At 73.3% G+C, this 16,140-nt stretch carries 16 protein-coding genes; 12 read left to right on the forward strand and 4 right to left on the reverse strand.

What is annotated here, in order from left to right; genetic code table 11:
• On the forward strand, positions 1–196 hold a 196-nt coding region (locus tag AC1DQC_RS02645), incomplete at its 5' end, for a hypothetical protein (protein WP_477049682.1).
• A gap of 53 nt (positions 197–249) precedes the next feature.
• Here AC1DQC_RS02645 and AC1DQC_RS02650 read toward each other — a convergent pair.
• Together AC1DQC_RS02650 and AC1DQC_RS02655 are read right to left on the reverse strand one after the other, a co-directional pair.
• On the reverse strand, positions 250–873 hold the full coding sequence (locus AC1DQC_RS02650; protein WP_477049683.1) for a MarC family protein: 624 nt from the start codon (positions 871–873) through the stop codon (positions 250–252).
• Positions 870–1,712 carry a PHP domain-containing protein gene (locus AC1DQC_RS02655; protein ID WP_477049684.1) on the reverse strand — a complete coding sequence of 281 codons (843 nt, stop codon included), beginning with the start codon at positions 1,710–1,712 and terminating at the stop codon, positions 870–872. The genes AC1DQC_RS02650 and AC1DQC_RS02655 overlap by 4 nt, the downstream gene beginning before the upstream one ends.
• Before the next feature lie 38 nt (positions 1,713–1,750).
• Here AC1DQC_RS02655 and AC1DQC_RS02660 point away from each other — a divergent pair, with 38 nt between their 5' ends.
• On the forward strand, positions 1,751–3,277 hold the full coding sequence (locus tag AC1DQC_RS02660) for an aminopeptidase P family protein (protein ID WP_477049685.1): 1,527 nt from the start codon (positions 1,751–1,753) through the stop codon (positions 3,275–3,277).
• Between the two features lie 202 nt (positions 3,278–3,479).
• On the opposite strand, the gene AC1DQC_RS02665 is transcribed toward AC1DQC_RS02660, so the two are convergent.
• On the reverse strand, positions 3,480–4,178 hold the full coding sequence (locus AC1DQC_RS02665) for a YflT domain-containing protein (protein WP_477049686.1): 699 nt from the start codon (positions 4,176–4,178) through the stop codon (positions 3,480–3,482).
• A gap of 96 nt (positions 4,179–4,274) precedes the next feature.
• Here AC1DQC_RS02665 and AC1DQC_RS02670 point away from each other — a divergent pair, with 96 nt between their 5' ends.
• The 9 genes from AC1DQC_RS02670 to AC1DQC_RS02710 all read left to right on the forward strand — a co-directional run bounded on the left by AC1DQC_RS02670 (position 4,275) and on the right by AC1DQC_RS02710 (position 14,136).
• Positions 4,275–5,585, forward strand: coding sequence for a magnesium transporter MgtE N-terminal domain-containing protein (locus tag AC1DQC_RS02670; RefSeq protein WP_477049687.1), 1,311 nt, complete (start codon positions 4,275–4,277; stop codon positions 5,583–5,585).
• Entirely contained in the window at positions 5,578–6,159 is a 582-nt protein-coding gene (locus tag AC1DQC_RS02675; protein WP_477049688.1) for a DUF1003 domain-containing protein, read from the forward strand. The genes AC1DQC_RS02670 and AC1DQC_RS02675 overlap by 8 nt, the downstream gene beginning before the upstream one ends.
• A 27-nt stretch (positions 6,160–6,186) precedes the next feature.
• On the forward strand, positions 6,187–7,326 hold the full coding sequence (locus AC1DQC_RS02680) for an Mrp/NBP35 family ATP-binding protein (RefSeq protein ID WP_477049689.1): 1,140 nt from the start codon (positions 6,187–6,189) through the stop codon (positions 7,324–7,326).
• A gap of 354 nt (positions 7,327–7,680) precedes the next feature.
• Positions 7,681–8,466, forward strand: a complete 786-nt coding sequence (locus AC1DQC_RS02685; protein WP_477049690.1) for a DeoR/GlpR family DNA-binding transcription regulator — start codon at positions 7,681–7,683, stop codon at positions 8,464–8,466.
• Entirely contained in the window at positions 8,463–9,638 is a 1,176-nt protein-coding gene (gene galT / locus AC1DQC_RS02690; protein WP_477049691.1) for a galactose-1-phosphate uridylyltransferase, read from the forward strand. Before AC1DQC_RS02685 ends, galT begins: the two co-directional genes overlap by 4 nt.
• Positions 9,635–10,834: a galactokinase gene (galK, locus tag AC1DQC_RS02695; protein WP_477049692.1), complete on the forward strand. Its 1,200-nt coding sequence runs from the start codon at positions 9,635–9,637 to the stop codon at positions 10,832–10,834. The genes galT and galK overlap by 4 nt, the downstream gene beginning before the upstream one ends.
• Positions 10,835–11,105: 271 nt before the next feature.
• On the forward strand, positions 11,106–12,116 hold the full coding sequence (locus tag AC1DQC_RS02700; RefSeq protein ID WP_477049693.1) for a permuted SH3 domain-containing protein: 1,011 nt from the start codon (positions 11,106–11,108) through the stop codon (positions 12,114–12,116).
• Positions 12,113–12,892 (forward strand): ABC transporter ATP-binding protein, encoded by a 780-nt coding sequence (locus AC1DQC_RS02705; RefSeq protein ID WP_477049694.1) that lies wholly within the window; start codon positions 12,113–12,115, stop codon positions 12,890–12,892. The genes AC1DQC_RS02700 and AC1DQC_RS02705 overlap by 4 nt, the downstream gene beginning before the upstream one ends.
• The gene (locus AC1DQC_RS02710) at positions 12,889–14,136 is read left to right on the forward strand and encodes an ABC transporter permease (RefSeq protein WP_477049695.1); all 1,248 of its coding nucleotides are present in this window, start codon (positions 12,889–12,891) and stop codon (positions 14,134–14,136) included. The genes AC1DQC_RS02705 and AC1DQC_RS02710 overlap by 4 nt, the downstream gene beginning before the upstream one ends.
• A gap of 144 nt (positions 14,137–14,280) precedes the next feature.
• On the opposite strand, the gene AC1DQC_RS02715 is transcribed toward AC1DQC_RS02710, so the two are convergent.
• Positions 14,281–14,802 (reverse strand): ArsR/SmtB family transcription factor, encoded by a 522-nt coding sequence (locus AC1DQC_RS02715; RefSeq protein ID WP_477049696.1) that lies wholly within the window; start codon positions 14,800–14,802, stop codon positions 14,281–14,283.
• 57 nt (positions 14,803–14,859) lie between these two features.
• Here AC1DQC_RS02715 and AC1DQC_RS02720 point away from each other — a divergent pair, with 57 nt between their 5' ends.
• Positions 14,860–16,137 (forward strand): MFS transporter, encoded by a 1,278-nt coding sequence (locus tag AC1DQC_RS02720; protein ID WP_477049697.1) that lies wholly within the window; start codon positions 14,860–14,862, stop codon positions 16,135–16,137.
• The last annotated feature ends 3 nt before the right edge of the window (positions 16,138–16,140 follow it).

The following is a 16,140-nucleotide window of genomic DNA, read 5'->3' on the forward strand; positions in this document are numbered from 1 at the left end:
GGGCGGGGCCGAGGGCGGCGACAACGCCGCGCAGGCGCCGGCCGCGGCCACCTCGAACGGCCCGACCGCCGAGCAGGRCGCCGAGGGCGGCACGACCGGTGGCACGAGCCGCCGCAGCCGCAACYGTCGTCGCACGCGCAGCGGCCAGGCGGCCGAGGGCGGCGGCGCCCCGCAGGCGTCGGCCACCGAGGCCTGACACCAGAGACAGACGGGACGGGGTGCGGGCTCATAGAGCTCGCACCCCGTTCGTCACGCCGCCTTGATGAACGCCTCCACGGCGTCGGCGACGAGCTGGACCGCGATCGCGGCGAGGAGGAGGCCGGCGATCCGGGTGACCAGGATGGTGCCGGAGTCGCCAAGGATGCGGTGGATGACGTTGGCGAACCGCATCGCCAGGTAGAGCGCGACGTGCACGGCGACGACGCCGAGCGCGATGGCCACCCAGTCGGCGACGGTCTTGTCGGACTGCTGGACGAAGACCATGGTCGCGACGATGGCGCCGGGACCGGCGAGCAGCGGCGTGCCCAGCGGCACGAGCGCGACGTTGACCTTGCCGTTGCCCGACGGCTGCGGCTCCTCCATCTTGCCGGTCAGCAGCTCCATGGCGATGAGCAGCAGGAGCAGCCCGCCGGACGCCTGCAGCGCGGGCAGCGTGATGTGCATGTAGTTGAGCAGCGACTGCCCGAACAGGGCGAAGGCGACGATGACGCCGAGCGCCACGAGGACGGCCTGGCGGGCGGCCCGGTTGCGCTGCTGGCGGGTCATGGCGCCCGTGAGGCCGAGGAAGATCGGCACCACGCCGGGCGGGTCCATGATGACGAAGAGCGTGATGAAGACGGACGCGAACAGGTAGGCGTCGAACACGTTGCTCACGGCCGCACCACCGACGTCGCCCCCTGCTCCTCGATCGCCGCGAGCACCTCGGGCGCGGTGAGATTCTCCCCCAGCCGGTTGGCCTTGCCGTCACCGTGGTAGTCGCTGGAGCCGGTGACGAGCAGCCCGAGCCGCTCCGCGATCGCGGTCAGCCGTTCGCGCTGCGCCTCGGAGTGGTCGCGGTGGTGCACCTCGAGGCCGGCTAGCCCGGCCGCCGCGAGCCGGTCGAAGACGCGGTCCGGCACGATGTGCCCGCGGGCGTCGGCCCCCGGGTGCGCGAACACGGGCACCCCGCCGGCGGCCCGGATCGCGCGGACGGCGTCGGGCCCGTCGGGCGCGTAGTGCGGCACGTGGTACGGGCCGTCCGACGCGAGGAGGTAGGCGAACGCGGCGTCGCGGTCGGGCACGACGCCCCGGGCGACGAGGGCGTCGGCGATGTGCGGACGGCCGACGACGACGGCGTCGTGGGACTGCGCGAGCACGTCGTCCCACGTGATCGGCACGTCGGCCGCGAGGAGGTCGACGATCTGCCGGGCGCGGTTCAGGCGGGCGTCGCGGGTGCGGTCCAGCTCGGCCGTGAGCGCCGGGTGCGTCGGGTCCTGCAGGTAGGACAGCAGGTGGATGCTGATGCCGCTCGCCCGGGCGGAGACCTCGGTCCCGCGCACCAGCGCGATGCCGTGCTCGCGGGCCGCCGCGGCGGCGTCGGCCCAGCCTGCCGTCGTGTCGTGGTCGGTCAGGGCGACGACGTCGAGCCCGGCGGCCGCCGCGGCCGCCACCACCTGCGCGGGTGCCTCGGTCCCGTCCGACGCCGTCGAGTGGGTGTGGAGGTCGATGCGCACGGCCTCACGGTAGTCGGCGTCGATGGGAGGATGACGCCATGAGTGAGGACCAGACGCCCGAGGCCACCCCCGCCCAGCCGCTCGCCGACCGCGGCAGCAACCGGTCGCAGCGACCGGGATCCCCGGAGTTCGTCCGGTGGATCACGTCCGGCTGGGGCGACCGTCCGTCGTCCAGCCTCGAGCGCAGCCCGGCGGCCGACCCGAGCGCGGCGCGCCGTTCCGCGCTCTCGGCCCGGTTCCCCGGTGAGCGCCTGGTGATCCCGGCCGGCACGTTCAAGGTGCGCTCCAACGACACCGACTTCCGCTTCCGCCCGCACTCGGCGTTCGCGCACCTCACGGGCCTGGGCGTCGAGCAGGAGCCCGACGCCGTGCTCGTGCTGCACCCGGTCGAGGACGGCACGGGCGACGACGGCAGCGGCCACCGGGCCGTCCTGTACATCCGCCCGCTGGCCGGCCGCGACACCGTGGAGTTCTTCTCGGACTCTCGCTACGGCGAGTTCTGGGTGGGCGCACGACCGACGCTCGAGGACCTCGAGGCGCTCACGGGCATCCGGACGGCGCACGTCGACGACCTGCGGGACGGGGTGGCCAAGGACGTGGGCGAGGACGGCGTCCAGGTGCGCCTGCTCGCGGACGTCGACGAGACCATCGACCAGCTCGTCGACGAGATCCGCGCGACCGAGGCCGCGGGCGAGCGCGACGAGCGGCTGGCCGAGGCGCTCAGCGAGCTGCGCCTGGTCAAGGACGCGTACGAGATCGAGCAGATGCGGCTCGCCGTCGACACCACGATCGACGGCTTCGAGAAGATCGTCCGCGCGCTCCCCGACGCGATCGCGCACCGGCGCGGCGAGCGAGTGATCGAGGGCACCTTCGTCGGGCATGCCCGGCAGGAGGGCAACGCGGTCGGCTACGAGACCATCGCGGCGGCGGGCGAGCACGCGACGACGCTGCACTGGACCGACAACGACGGCCAGGTGCGGGCGGGCGAGCTCGTGCTCGTCGACGCGGGCGTCGAGGTCGACTCCCTCTACACGGCCGACGTCACGCGCACCCTCCCGGTCGACGGCACGTTCACCGACGTGCAGCGCCGGGTCTACCAGGCGGTGCTGGACGCCGCCGACGCCGGCTTCGCGGCCGCCGTGCCGGGCGCGCGGTTCCGCGACGTGCACGACGCGGCCATGAAGGTCATCGCCGAGCGGCTGGCCGAGTGGGGTCTGCTCCCGGTGTCCGCCGAGGAGGCGCTGCTGCCCGAGAACCAGCACCACCGCCGGTGGATGGTGCACGGCACCAGCCACCACCTGGGCCTCGACGTGCACGACTGCGCGGTCGCGCGCGCCGAGCTGTACATCGACGGGGTGCTGGAGCCGGGCATGGTGTTCACCATCGAGCCGGGCCTGTACTTCAAGTCGGACGACCTGCTGGTGCCCGAGGAGTACCGCGGCATCGGCGTGCGGATCGAGGACGACGTGCTGGTCACCGCCGACGGCAACGAGAACCTCTCGGCGGCCCTGCCTCGCGAGCCCGACGCCATCGAGTCGTGGATGGCCGGTCTGCTCGACGGCTGAGTGTCGATCGGCTCGATCCGTCTCCGTCACACCTGCGCAAGGGACATCCCCTCGACGCAGGAGGCAGACATGGACGGCATGAACCTGGGGCTCGCGCTGCTGTACTCGAGGGCCGCGACGCTCCGCGAGGTGCGCGGCGGCTTTCCCGACGGCCCGCAGGTCGAGCCGCCGCCGACCCGGCGCGAGCGCCGGGCCGAGCGGCTCAGGGCGCGGGCGGCGGCCCGCTCGGCGGCGCAGTCGGTCCGGGCTGGTCGGCGGGCGGTCCGGTCGGCGGAGCAGGTGGTGCGGGCGGCGCGACCGGGGGCACGGTCGGCGAGCCCCACGGCTGCGAGCCCGCGCCCGGCGGGTACGCAGCCGACGGATCCGACGGGCTGGTGGTGGTGAACGGGGCCGGCGGCCGTGCGGGCCACCCGGACTGCACGCCGCCGATCTCCCGCAGCAGCTCGCGCGCCTTGTGGGCCTGCTCGGCCAGGCACAGCACGGCGTAGGACGACGCGACGATCTGGCTGGTCGAGGTGAAGTCGCGGCGCCCGCGCGAGAACGAGTACGTGATCACCGAGAACAGCAGGCCGAAGGCGCCGCCGATGAAGATGGCCGGCACCAGGGGGCTCTGCGACCCCGGCGCGGAGAACAGGCTGAGCAGCAGCCCGACGAACAGGCCGAACCACGCCCCGGACAGGAACCCGCCGAGCGCGGCCCGGGGGTAGGACAGACGGCCGGTGACCCGCTCGACCATCCGCAGGTCCGTGCCCACGATGGTCACCATCTGCACCGCGAACGCCTTGTCGGCGAGGTGGTCGACGGCCTTCTGCGCCTCAAGGTACGTGGCGTAGGCCGCGACGGTCTCGCCCTGCGGCAGGGTCGGGGTGCGAGGGGGGCGGGCGTTGCCGGAGAACGACATGCGGCGATCCTCCCCCAGCCCCGGGAGGATCGCCAGGCCCTGCGCGCCTGGCGTGGGCGACGGCCCCCGGCCCGTCGCCGGTCTAGGCTGACCGACGTGAGCAGCGTCGGGACCAGGGTGTTCGTCGCGCGCCTTGCCGGGACCAACGTGTTCGACCCCCTCGGTGACCAGGTGGGACGAGTGCGCGACGTCGTCGTGCTGGTGCGCCCCAAGGGCGCGCCCCGGGCCGTCGGGCTCGTCGTGGAGGTGGCCGCGCGCCGGCGCGTGTTCCTGCCGCTCACCCGCGTGACGTCGATCGACTCCGGGCAGGTCATCTCGACCGGCCTGGTGAACATGCGTCGGTTCGAGCAGCGGGCGTTCGAAACCCTCGCGGTGGGCGAGCTCCTGGACCGCACCGTCGAGTTCGTCGACGGGTCCGGTCCGGCCGTCATCGAGGACGTGGCGATCGAGCTGCAGCGCAACGGCGACTGGGTCATCTCCAAGGTCTTCGTCCGGCGGATACCGGCGGCGGGGCGCGGGATCCTGCGGCGCCGCGGCGAGACGCTGCTGGTGTCGGTCGACGAGGTCACCGGGCTCGGTCAGGCGTCCGCCGCCCAAGGCGCCGAGCTGCTGCTCGCGCAGTACGAGGACCTCAAGCCGGCGGACCTCGCCGACGTCCTGCACGACCTCGGGCTCACGCGACGCCTGGAGGTGGCCAGCGCGCTGGACAACGAGCGCCTGGCCGACGTGCTCGAGGAGCTGCCGGAGGACGACCAGGTCGGCATCCTGCAGGGCCTGGCCATGACGCGCGCCGCCGACGTGCTCGAGGCCATGCAGCCCGACGACGCCGCCGACCTGCTGGGCGAGCTGCCCGACGACCAGGCGGCCGAGCTGCTCGAGCTCATGGAGCCTGACGAGGCCAAGGACGTCCGCCGCCTGCTGGCGTACGAGGACAACACCGCCGGCGGCCTGATGACCACCGAGCCCGTGATCCTCGGGCCCGAGACCCCGATCGCCGCGGCGCTCGCGCACGTGCGCCGCCAGGACCTCACGCCCGCGCTGGCCTCGATGGTGTTCGTCGCGCGCCCTCCCCTGGAGACGCCGACCGGCCGGTTCATCGGCGTCGTGCACCTGCAGCGCCTGCTGCGCGAGCCCCCGCACGAGGCCATCGGCTCGATCGTCGACACGGACATCGACGCGATCCCCGTCGACGCGCCGCTCCTGGCCGTGACCCGCAACCTCGCCACGTACAACCTGCTCGCCGTGCCCGTCGTCGACGCCGAGAAGCGGCTGCTGGGCGTGGTCTCGGTGGACGACGTCCTCGACCACCTGCTGCCCGAGGACTGGCGCGAGACCGACGATGAGGGCAACTTCTCCGACGCGAGCGTGCTGGGCGGCGTCCCGCGCCCGGGGGTGAGCCGTGGCTGACCGCCTCGACACGCCGCTGGAGTCGCGGCGCCGGTTCATCCGCCGGCCGCAGCTCGACGAGGACGCCTCGGGCAAGATCTCGGAGAGCATCGCCCGGTTCCTGGGCACCCCGCGCTTCATCATCTACCTGACGCTGTTCTGCCTCGTGTGGATCGCCTGGAACGTGTACGCCCCGGACGACTTGCGCTTCGACCAGGCGGCCAACGGGTTCACCGCCCTGACCCTGGTGCTGTCCCTGCAGGCGTCCTACGCCGCGCCGCTCATCCTGCTCGCGCAGAACCGGCAGACCGACCGCGACCGGGTGCAGGCCGAGCAGGACCGGCAGCGGTCCGAGCGCAACCTCGCGGACACCGAGTTCCTCGCCCGCGAGATGGCCGCGCTGCGCATCGCGCTGTCCGAGGTGGCCACGCGCGACTTCGTCCGCTCCGAGCTGCGCAACATGCTCGAGGACCTCGTCGCCGAGCGGGAGGGCGACGACGACGAGCGCGACCGCGAGCGCCCCGAGAAGAAGAGTGACCGCGTCGACAAGAAGCGCCAGCAGCGCGGGCCGTCGGACAAGGCCGCGCGGGGCTGACCCCGGGGCCGACCTACGATGGGCCCCATGCCGGAGCCCCTCGACCCGCTGTCCGACGCCATCCGCGACGCCCTCGCACACGTGCTCGACCCGGAGATCAGGCGCCCGATCACCGAGCTCGGCATGGTGCGGTCGATCGAGGTCGTCGGCTCGCACGCCCGGGTCGGCATCGACCTGACGACGCCCGGCTGCCCCCTCAAGGACACGCTCACGCGGGACGTCAGCGCGGCGGCCGTGGCCGTCGACGGGATCACCGAGGCGTCCGTCGTCTTCGGGGTCATGTCGCCCGAGCAGCGCGCGGCGCTCAAGACCCTGCTGCGTGGCACGTCGGCGGAACCCGTCATCCCGTTCGCGCAGCCGCAGTCGCTGACCAAGGTGTTCGCGATCGCGTCGGGCAAGGGCGGCGTCGGCAAGTCGTCCGTCACCGCCAACCTCGCCGTCGCCATGGCGGCGGACGGCCTGAAGGTCGGGATCGTCGACGCCGACATCTACGGCTTCTCGATCCCTCGGATGCTCGGCGTGACGCGGCAGCCGACCCGCGTGGACGACATGCTGCTGCCGCCCGAGGCGTTCGGGGTGCTCGTCGTCTCGATCGGCATGTTCGTGCCGCCGGGTCAGCCCGTCGTGTGGCGCGGGCCGATGCTGCACCGGGCGCTGCAGCAGTTCCTGGCCGACGTGTTCTGGGGCGACCTCGACGTGCTCCTGCTCGACCTGCCCCCCGGCACGGGCGACATCGCGATCTCGGTGGCGCAGCTGCTGCCCAGCTCCGAGATCGTCGTGGTGACCACCCCGCAGGTCGCCGCCGCGGAGGTCGCCGAGCGTGCCGGGTCCGTCGCCGTGCAGACGCGGCAGCACGTGGTCGGCGTCGTGGAGAACATGTCGTGGCTGGAGCAGCCCGACGGGTCCCGCCTCGAGCTGTTCGGGTCCGGGGGCGGCGAGCGCGTGGCCGAGAACCTGACCCGGCTCACCGGTTCCGACGTGCCCCTGCTCGGGCAGGTGCCTCTCGACGTGCGGCTGCGCGAGGCCGGCGACGACGGCACGCCCGTGGTCCTGTCCGACCCGGACTCCCCGGCGGCCGTGGCGCTGCGCGAGGTCGCCCGCTCGCTCGTGTCCCGCCGTCGCGGCCTCGCGGGCCGCTCCTTGGGCCTGACGCCGGCCGGTCGCTGACGTTCCCGGCACAGCGTCCGCACATCCGGTCGCCAGAACGACCACTCGTGCGGACGTTCGCTCGTTGACCGGCACCGTCCGCACATCCCGTCGCCAGAACGGCCAATTCCGCGGACGTACGCCGGCTCAGCCGCCGTCCATCGGGTTGCTCTGGCGAACGCCTCCGCGGACGTCCGCCGGGCTCGCCGGCTGCGTCGGACCCTGCCGTGCTTGTGACGCGTGAGGCCCGTGGGGCGGTTCTGGCGCCTCGTGAGTCCCACGGGTCACCAGTGCGGCAGGGGCGGACGGGAGGCGCCGGCTGACCTACCCGGCACGCGTGTTGAGGTTTGTTCGATTTCGTGCGAGGCTGTTCGGGTGCTCGCCTCCCAGCGCCAGGAGCGGATCCTGGCCGCAGTCCGCGCGGAGGGCGCCGCCCGGGTGGCCGACCTGGTTGAGACCCTCGACGTCTCGGACATGACCGTCCGGCGCGACATCGCGGAGCTGGCGCGCGCGGGCCTCGTCCGACGGGTGCACGGCGGTGCGGTCGCCCCGGACGCGCCCGGCCGGCCCACGGACGAGCCGGGCTTCGAGGCCAAGCGCTCCTGGGCGGGACCGGAGAAGGCCGCGATCGCCCGCGCCGCCCTGGCCACGGTCGAGCCCGGCCAGGCGATCGCCCTCTCCGCCGGCACGACGACGTACCTGCTCGCCGAGCTGCTGGCCGGCGCGGGCATCGGCACCCTGACCGTGGTGACCAACGGCCTGCGGATCGCCGACGCCCTGCACGGCGTGCCCGGCATCGAGGTCATCCTCACGGGCGGGGTACGGACGCCGTCCGACGCGCTGGTCGGGCCGGTCGCCGACGCCACCCTGGCGGGCCTGCGCGTGGACCGCACGTTCCTGGGCGTGCACGGGCTGGACGCCCAGGGCCTCACCACCCCGAACCTCGCGGAGGCTGCCACCGACCGCGCCCTCATGGCCTGCGCGGCGGCCACCACCGTGATCGCCGACCACACCAAGTGGGGCGTCGTCGGCCTGGCCCGGATCGCCACCCTCGACGACGTCGACACCCTGCTCACCGACGACGCCCTGCCCGCCGACGCCCGGCGACACCTGACCGCGACCACCCTGGTCACCGTCGACACCACTGGAGCCACCCCGTGACCGTCCGCATCACCACGACCACGCTCGCCGACGGCCGCGAGCTGCTCTACTTCGACGACTCGGAGCCGTACGTCTCCGGGGCCGCGACCCGGGAGCTCCACGACGCCCGGCCCCTGGCCGACCGGTTCGCCCCGGTCCCCGACGCGGACGGGGTGCCGCAGCCCGTCACCGGCCCGGAGCTGCGACGCGACCCCCTCACGGGCGAGTGGATCCCGATGGCCGCGCACCGGATGAACCGCACGTTCCTGCCGCCCGCCGACGCCAACCCCCTGGCACCGGCCAAGCCCGGCGCCGTCTACCAGGACGGCGAGATCCCGGCGCAGGACTACGACGTCGTCGTGTTCGAGAACCGCTTCCCCTCGCTGCTGGCCGTCCCGGGCATTCCCGACGCGCCGGTGCAGCGGGACGGGGAGCCGCTCTGGACGGTCCGCCCCGCCGCCGGGCGCTGCGAGGTCATCTGCTTCTCGGCCGACTCGACCGCGTCCCTGAGCACGGTGTCGCCGCACCGCATGCGCACGATCGTCGAGGCCTGGGCGCAGCGGACCGAGGCACTGCATGCGCTGCCCGGCATCGAGCAGGTGTTCGTGTTCGAGAACCGCGGCAAGGAGATCGGCGTCACGCTGCACCATCCGCACGGCCAGATCTACGCGTTCCCGTACCTGACCCCGAAGACCACGTCGATGCTGGCCCAGGCCCGGGCCCACCGAGCGGAGACCGGCCGGCTGCTCGGGCGCGACGTGCTCGACGCCGAGCTGGCCCACGGCGAGCGGATCGTGCTGGAGTCCGAGCACTGGGTGGCCTACGTGCCGTTCGCGGCGCGCTGGCCCGTCGAGGTGCACCTCGCCCCGAGGCGCGACGTCCCCGACCTGCCGGCGCTGAACGACGCCGAGCGGGAGGACCTCGCGACGACGTACCTGACGCTCCTGCAGCGGCTCGACCGGTTCTTCGTCGGCCCCGACGGAGAGGCGATCCCCCTGCCGTACATCTCCGGCTGGCACCAGGCACCCGTGCGCGAGGGCCGCGAGGACTCCCGCCTGCACCTGCAGCTGTTCTCGGTGCTGCGGGCGCCGGGCAAGCTCAAGTACCTGGCCGGCGTCGAGTCCGGCATGGGCGCCTGGATCAGCGACACCACCCCCGAGCGCATCGCGACCCGACTGCAGGAGCTGGCATGACCCCCGAGTGGCTCGAGGCCTGGAACCCGTCCGACGGCGCCGAGCGCGTCGTCGAGCTCTTCACCGCGCGCTTCGACTCCGGCCCCGACGGCTCGTGGTCCGCGCCAGGCCGGGTGAACCTCATCGGGGAGCACACCGACTACAACGGCGGCCTGTGCCTGCCCATCGCGCTCCCCCACCGCACCTACGCGGCGTTGCGGCGGCGCGACGACGACACCGTGCGGCTGGTCTCCGCGCAGGAGCCCGACGGGATGCGGACCATCGACCTCGCCGACGTCGCACCGGGGACCGTCGACGGCTGGGCCGGCTACGTGGTGGGCGTCGCGTGGGCGCTGCGCGAGGCGGGCTACCCCGTGACCGGCTTCGACGTGGCGATCGACTCCTGCGTGCCCTACGGCGCGGGCCTGTCGTCGTCGGCGGCGCTCGAGGCGTCGGTCGCCGTCGCGCTCGACGCCGTCTTCGCGCTGGGCCTGGCGGGTTCCGACGAAGGACGCGCGACGCTGGCCGCGCTCTGCGTGCGCGCCGAGAACGAGATCGCCGGGGCACCGACGGGTGGCATGGACCAGGCMGCCGCCCTGCGCGCCCGCGAGGGCGCCGCGCTGCTGCTCGACTGCCTCGACGGGTCCGTCCGGCACGTGCCGTTCGACCTGGCGGCGCACGGCCTGGCCCTGCTCGTCGTCGACACCCGTGCCGAGCACGCGCTCGTCGACGGCCAGTACGCCGCGCGGCGAGCGTCGTGCGAGGCGGCGGCCGCCCGGCTCGGAGTGGGCACCCTGCGCGAGATCTCCGACGACCCCCGCGGCCTGGAGTGGGCGCTCGACAAGCTCGACGACGAGGTGCAGGTGCGCCGCGTCCGGCACGTGGTCACCGAGATCGACCGGGTGACCTGGTTCGTCGCGCTCCTCGACGCCGGCGAGGTCGGGCTGGTCGGGACCCTCATGAACGCCTCCCACGCCTCGCTGCGCGACGACTACGAGGTGTCCTGCCGCGAGCTCGACCTGGTCGTCGAGTCGGCCCGCGCGGCCGGCGCGGTCGGCKCGCGCATGACCGGCKGCGGGTTCGGCGGGTCGGCGATCGCGCTCGTCGACGCGACCGAGGTCGACCACGTGGCGCAGGCGGTGGCCGACGCGTTCGAGGCCGAGGGCCTGCGCGCGCCGGCGTTCCTGGTCGCGACGGCGGCGGCCGCCGCGAGCTGACCGGACGGCCTGCGGCCCGGCCGAGCGTTCGGCACGAGATCGAGGGTTCCGACCCTCGATCTCGCGCTCAACCCTCGGGCTCGCGGCTCGCTCGACCGCAGACCGACGCGCGTGTCGCTCCTTGACCGCTAATACACATAGCGCAGTAGTGTCTGCCGCACGGTAACGGATCGAGCCGCCGGCCAGATCATCCTCGCGATGGATCCGCAGGCCAGGGGGTCGTCGGTACGTTCCGGTCACCGTCCTGATGCCGAGACCGAGGAGCCCGACCGTGGGGGTCACCCGCAGGATCATCTTCCCGACCATCCGCCTGATCCTCTGGGCCGTCATCGCGGTCGCGCTGGTGAAGATCGCCTTCGCCGGCGCCGACGTCACCACGACGGACACCTCGCTCAAGCCGACGGGCGCGATCATCGAGCCGACCGTCGAGGTGGCGACGGGCACGGTGACCAACGCGGTGACCGTGCAGGCGTCCGTCGCGGCCGACGCCGCGGTCGTGGTCCGCGCGACGCTGGCCGGCACGGTCTCCAAGCTCCTCGCGGCGGACGGCGCGGTGGTCGTCGCGGGCACGCCCGTCCTCGAGATCCGCCAGGAGACGCCGCAGGAGCCGATCGTGAAGACGGATCCGGCGACCGGGGAGCAGACGACGACCGAGCGCAAGCCCAAGGTCGTCGTCGAGACGGTGAAGGCGCCCGTGGCGGGCACGCTGTCGCTGCCCACGCTCAAGGACCAGGTGGTCTCGGTGGGCGACGAGGTGGGCAAGGTCGCGCCGGGCACGCTCTCGGTCACTGGCACCCTCACGCCCGACCAGCAGTACCGGCTCGTCGGCGCGCCGACGCAGGCCAGCGTCACCCTCAACGGCGGACCGGCCCCCTTCGACTGCACCGGGCTACGGGTCGGAGCGGCGCCGACCACCGGCACCGACCCCGACACGACGACGTCCTCCGGCACCGTCACGTGCGCGATCCCCGCCGGCGTGACCGCGTTCCCCGGCCTGGGCGCGACCGTCGAGATCACCAACGGCTCGGCGGCCGACGTCGTCGTCGTGCCGATCACGGCGGTCCAGGGCACGGTGCAGAAGGGCAACGTCTGGGTGGTCGCCGCGGACGGCAGCAACGAGAAGCGGGCGGTCGGGCTGGGCCTGACCGATGGCGAGAACGTGCAGATCACCGAGGGCCTGACGGCCGGGGACACCGTCTTGGAGTTCATCCCGGTGCCGGGCGGCCAGGGCAAGCCGGTCGACTGCAACCTCAACTACGACCCGACGGTGTGCGGCGGATGAGCCTGCTCGAGCTCACCGACGTCACGCGCGCCGTCCGGCTGCCCGACGACCGGCTGCTGCACATCCTGCAGGGCGTGACGCTCGCCGTCGACGCGGGCGAGCACGTCGCGATCGTCGGCCGGTCCGGTACCGGCAAGTCGACGCTGCTCAACATCCTCGGCCTGCTCGACGCGCCGACCACCGGGCAGTACCTGCTCGAGGGCGTGCCCATCGGCAGGCTCTCCAACGGTGCGCGCACCAAGCGGCGCGGTCGGGACTTCGGGTTCGTGTTCCAGCAGTTCAACCTGCTGCCCGGGCGGACGGCGCTCGAGAACGTCGCCGCTCCCCTGCTCTACGCGCGGGGTCGGCAGTTCTGGTCCCGCACGCGCCTCGCCGCGCAGATGCTCGAGCGGGTCGGCCTGGGCGACCGCGTGGACACCATGCCCGACAAGCTCTCGGGCGGCGAGCAGCAGCGCGTCGCCATCGCCCGGGCGTTGGTCCGCGGTCCGCGCGTGATCCTCGCCGACGAGCCGACCGGCGCGCTCGACGTGGAGACCGGGGGCGAGGTCATGAACCTGCTCGACGAGATCGCGTCGCAGACCGGCGCCGCGCTGGTGACCATCACGCACGACCTCGCGGTCGCGGCCCGCGCCGAGCGGCAGTACCGGCTGACCGAGGGGGTCCTGGTGCCCATCACGCTGGACACCACGTCGGAGTGGGTCGGCGACGTCCCGCTCGTCGCGGACCGGTCCGCACGTACCGAGCGCCGCCTGCCCGAGGCGGAGGTGCCCGCATGACCGGCGTGGTCGGCGCGATCGTCGAGGCGTGGGGCGAGCTGCGCATCCACAAGCTGCGCGTCCTCCTGGCGCTCATCGGCGTGGCCTGCGCGGTCACCGCGATCACGGGCGTCACCGCCCTGGTGTCCATGCTCAACCAGTCGTTCAAGGAGCAGAGTGAGCGGCAGTCCGGACGGGTGGTCACCCTCAACGTCAACGCCTGGCCGAAGGACGGCTCCACGACCACCACCCCGACGGGCTGGGACGACGAGTTCGCGCGCGTGCTCGAGCGGTACGACATCACCTACGCCAGCCGCAACGAGTGGACGCAGGCGATGGTCCGGTTCCCCGACGGGACGCGGACGATGCAGCTGCAGGCGGTCGACGCGGACCTCGGCACCATCAACCGCATCGTGCCCGAGCAGGGGCGCTGGTTCACCGACGCCGACGAGGACGCGATGGCCCCGAGCCTCGTCGTCAACCAGGCCTTCCTCGACGCGCAAGGTCTCAGCGACCTGTCGTCGCACCCCACCGTCCAGCTGGGCGACCGGGCTCCGGTGACGGCGGCCGTGGTCGGCGTCCTGCACGACGACTGGCCCGGTGCCGAGCCGCTCGCCTACGTGCTGTACGACCAGTTCCACCGCTGGATCGGGCCGGACGGCTCGGGCACGCAGGCCGGCGGCTCCGGCCCCGCGGTGCCGAACCCGATGATGCCGACGCAGGTGCCGGCGATGTACCTGTGGGTGCCCACCGACCTGTCCGACGCACTCGGCGACCAGATCAAGCGGGACATGCAGGCGGTCGCGCCCGGCTGGCAGGTGGACGTGCAGGACAACAACTACGGCAACGGAGGTCTCGACCGGGCCACCAAGTGGGTCGGGATCGGCGTCGGCGGCTTCGCGCTGCTGCTCGGCGGCCTCGGCCTGGTCAACATCGCCCTGGTGACCGTCCGCTACCGGATCCGGGAGATCGGCATCCGGCGCTCGTTCGGCGCGACGTCGGGGCGCGTGTTCTTCGGCGTGCTGCTGGAGTCCGTCGTGGCCACCGTCGTCGCGGGGCTCGTCGGCGTGGTGCTCGCCGTGGCCATCATCAAGAACATCCCGGTCGACAAGGTGTTCGGAGCCGGCATCCAGGACATGCCACCGTTCCCGGTGAGCGCCGCGCTGGTCGGGATGGCGGCGGCGGTCGCGGTCGGCGCCCTCGCCGGCCTCATCCCCGCGACGTTCGCCGTGCGCGTCAAGGTGATCGACGCCATCCGCTACTGACGGAGGACGGCGAGAAAAGGTTGTGCGACCTGAGACGGATGTGTCGAGAATGCGGAGTCGTTAGCGTCACCAGCACAGCACCGCGCAGGGGATGCAGGAAGGACGAGCGCCGGGCACCGCGGAGGGGCGGGAGCCCGGCGTTCGTCATGAGCTCCGGCGCCGGGCGACGTCCTCGTGCAGGGCCCAGAAGAGCGAGTAGGGCGTGCCACCGGGGGTGGGCGGTCGGGTGGCGAAGTCCTGGAACACCGCGAAGACCCGCGATGTGAGCTCCTCCATCCCGACCTCGTCGAGCCGCAGGCCGAGGCGCGTGGTCAGCACCTTGTCGGGGTCGACGAGGGCGACCTCCTCGAGGAACGTGTCGATGAGGATCCGGCTCATGCCCGGGCCGCCCGGCGTGCGCCACGACTTGCCGGTCGCCCTGTACGGCACCTCGCGGGACCCGCGGGCGCCTCGCCGGGGCGGCTCCGCGGCGAGGAAGCCGCGGTCGACCAGGGTGCGGACGTGGTGCAGGACGGTGGCCGGGTTGCGGTCGAGCCGGTCCGCGATCTCACGGTTGGTGAGCGGTTCGTCGAGGCAGAGCCGCAGGATCCGCATGCGCAGCGTGCTCGCCAGGGCCTTCGCGTCGGCGTCGGCGTCGGAGCTGCCCGCTCGTGCACTCTGCGTCATGGACCGATCTTCGCACAGTGATTGACTTTTCCCAATCGGTTGTCGATGCTGGGCGCCGTGAGCACCGAGACCCCCGTCCGATCGCTGATCCACCACGCGGACTTCCGCCGCCTGTGGACCGGCGACGCCCTCGGTCAGCTGGGCGCCCAGCTGACCGCGCTGGCGCTGCCGATCTTCGCGGTCCAGCAGCTCGCCGCCACCGAGTGGCAGATGGGCATGCTCAACGCGGCCGAGTACGCCGCGTTCCTGGTGATCGGGCTGCCGGCCGGTGCGTGGGTGGACCGGATGCGCAAGCGGCGCGTGCTGATCGTCGCCGACCTGGTGCGGGCCACCGTGCTCGCGATCGTCGTCGCGAGCGCCGTCACCGGGCACGCGTCGATCCCCCTGCTGATCTGCGCGGGTCTGGTCATCAGCGTCGCGACCGTCTTCTTCGACGTCTCGCACCAGAGCTACATCCCGGGCCTCGTCGGCCTGGACCACCTCGTCGAGGGCAACTCGAAGCTGCAGGCCACGGCGTCGGTCGCGCAGGTCGCGGCGCCCGCGATCGGCGGCCTCGCCCTGCGCGTCATCACCGCGCCCGCGCTCATCGCGGTCACCGTCGTCACCTACCTCGTCTCGGCGTTCGCCGTCGGTCGCATCCGGCACCAGGAGACGCCGCCGCACCCCGACACCCGGCGTCCGCTCAAGGTCGAGATCGCCGAGGGCCTGCAGTTCGTCGTGCACGAGCCGTACCTGCGGCGGATCGTCGCGTGCACGTCGCTGGGCAACTTCGCGGGCGCGATCGCCGGCGCCGTGACCGTGATCTACGTGCTCCGCACCCTCGGGCTGGGCACCGCGGCGTACGGCGCGGTGCTGTCGGCCGGGTCGATCGGCGCCCTGCTCGGCGCCCTGGTGGCGGGCCGGCTCGCGCAGTGGGTGGGCGAGGGCCGCATCATCCCGCTGTCCGCGCTGGTCATGGCGCCGGCCGCCGCGCTGACGCCGCTCGCCGCGCTCGGCACCGTCCCGGCGGCCGCCGTGCTCGTCGCGGGCGGCGCGTTGTTCGGCTTCGCCGTCATCGTCTACAACGTGGCACAGGTCAGCTTCCGCCAGCGGGTGTGCCCGCCGCCCCTGCTCGGCCGGATGAACGCGTCCGTGCGCTTCATCGTGTGGGGCACCATGCCGATCGGCGGGCTGCTCGGCGGGTGGCTCGGCACGCACCTGGGCGTGCTGCCGACCCTCTGGGTGTCGGTCGCGCTCATGGCGGTGTCCGCGCTGCCCGTGGTGGTCTCCCCGCTGCTCGGGATGCGCGACCTGCCGGGAGCGCCCGTGGTCGACGAGCCCGCGACCGAAGCCTGACCG

The organism is Cellulomonas sp. P4_H12, assembly GCF_056400905.1.

What these genes read in the sequence shown, in the direction of transcription:
- AC1DQC_RS02660 (WP_477049685.1), top strand. Translation starts at nt 1,751, where the DNA reads ATGAGTGAGGACCAGACGCCCGAGGCCACCCCCGCCCAGCCGCTCGCC.
- AC1DQC_RS02665 (WP_477049686.1), bottom strand. Translation starts at nt 4,178, where the DNA reads ATGTCGTTCTCCGGCAACGCCCGCCCCCCTCGCACCCCGACCCTGCCG.
- AC1DQC_RS02680 (WP_477049689.1), top strand. Translation starts at nt 6,187, where the DNA reads ATGCCGGAGCCCCTCGACCCGCTGTCCGACGCCATCCGCGACGCCCTC.
- AC1DQC_RS02705 (WP_477049694.1), top strand. Translation starts at nt 12,113, where the DNA reads ATGAGCCTGCTCGAGCTCACCGACGTCACGCGCGCCGTCCGGCTGCCC.
- AC1DQC_RS02710 (WP_477049695.1), top strand. Translation starts at nt 12,889, where the DNA reads ATGACCGGCGTGGTCGGCGCGATCGTCGAGGCGTGGGGCGAGCTGCGC.
- AC1DQC_RS02715 (WP_477049696.1), bottom strand. Translation starts at nt 14,802, where the DNA reads ATGACGCAGAGTGCACGAGCGGGCAGCTCCGACGCCGACGCCGACGCG.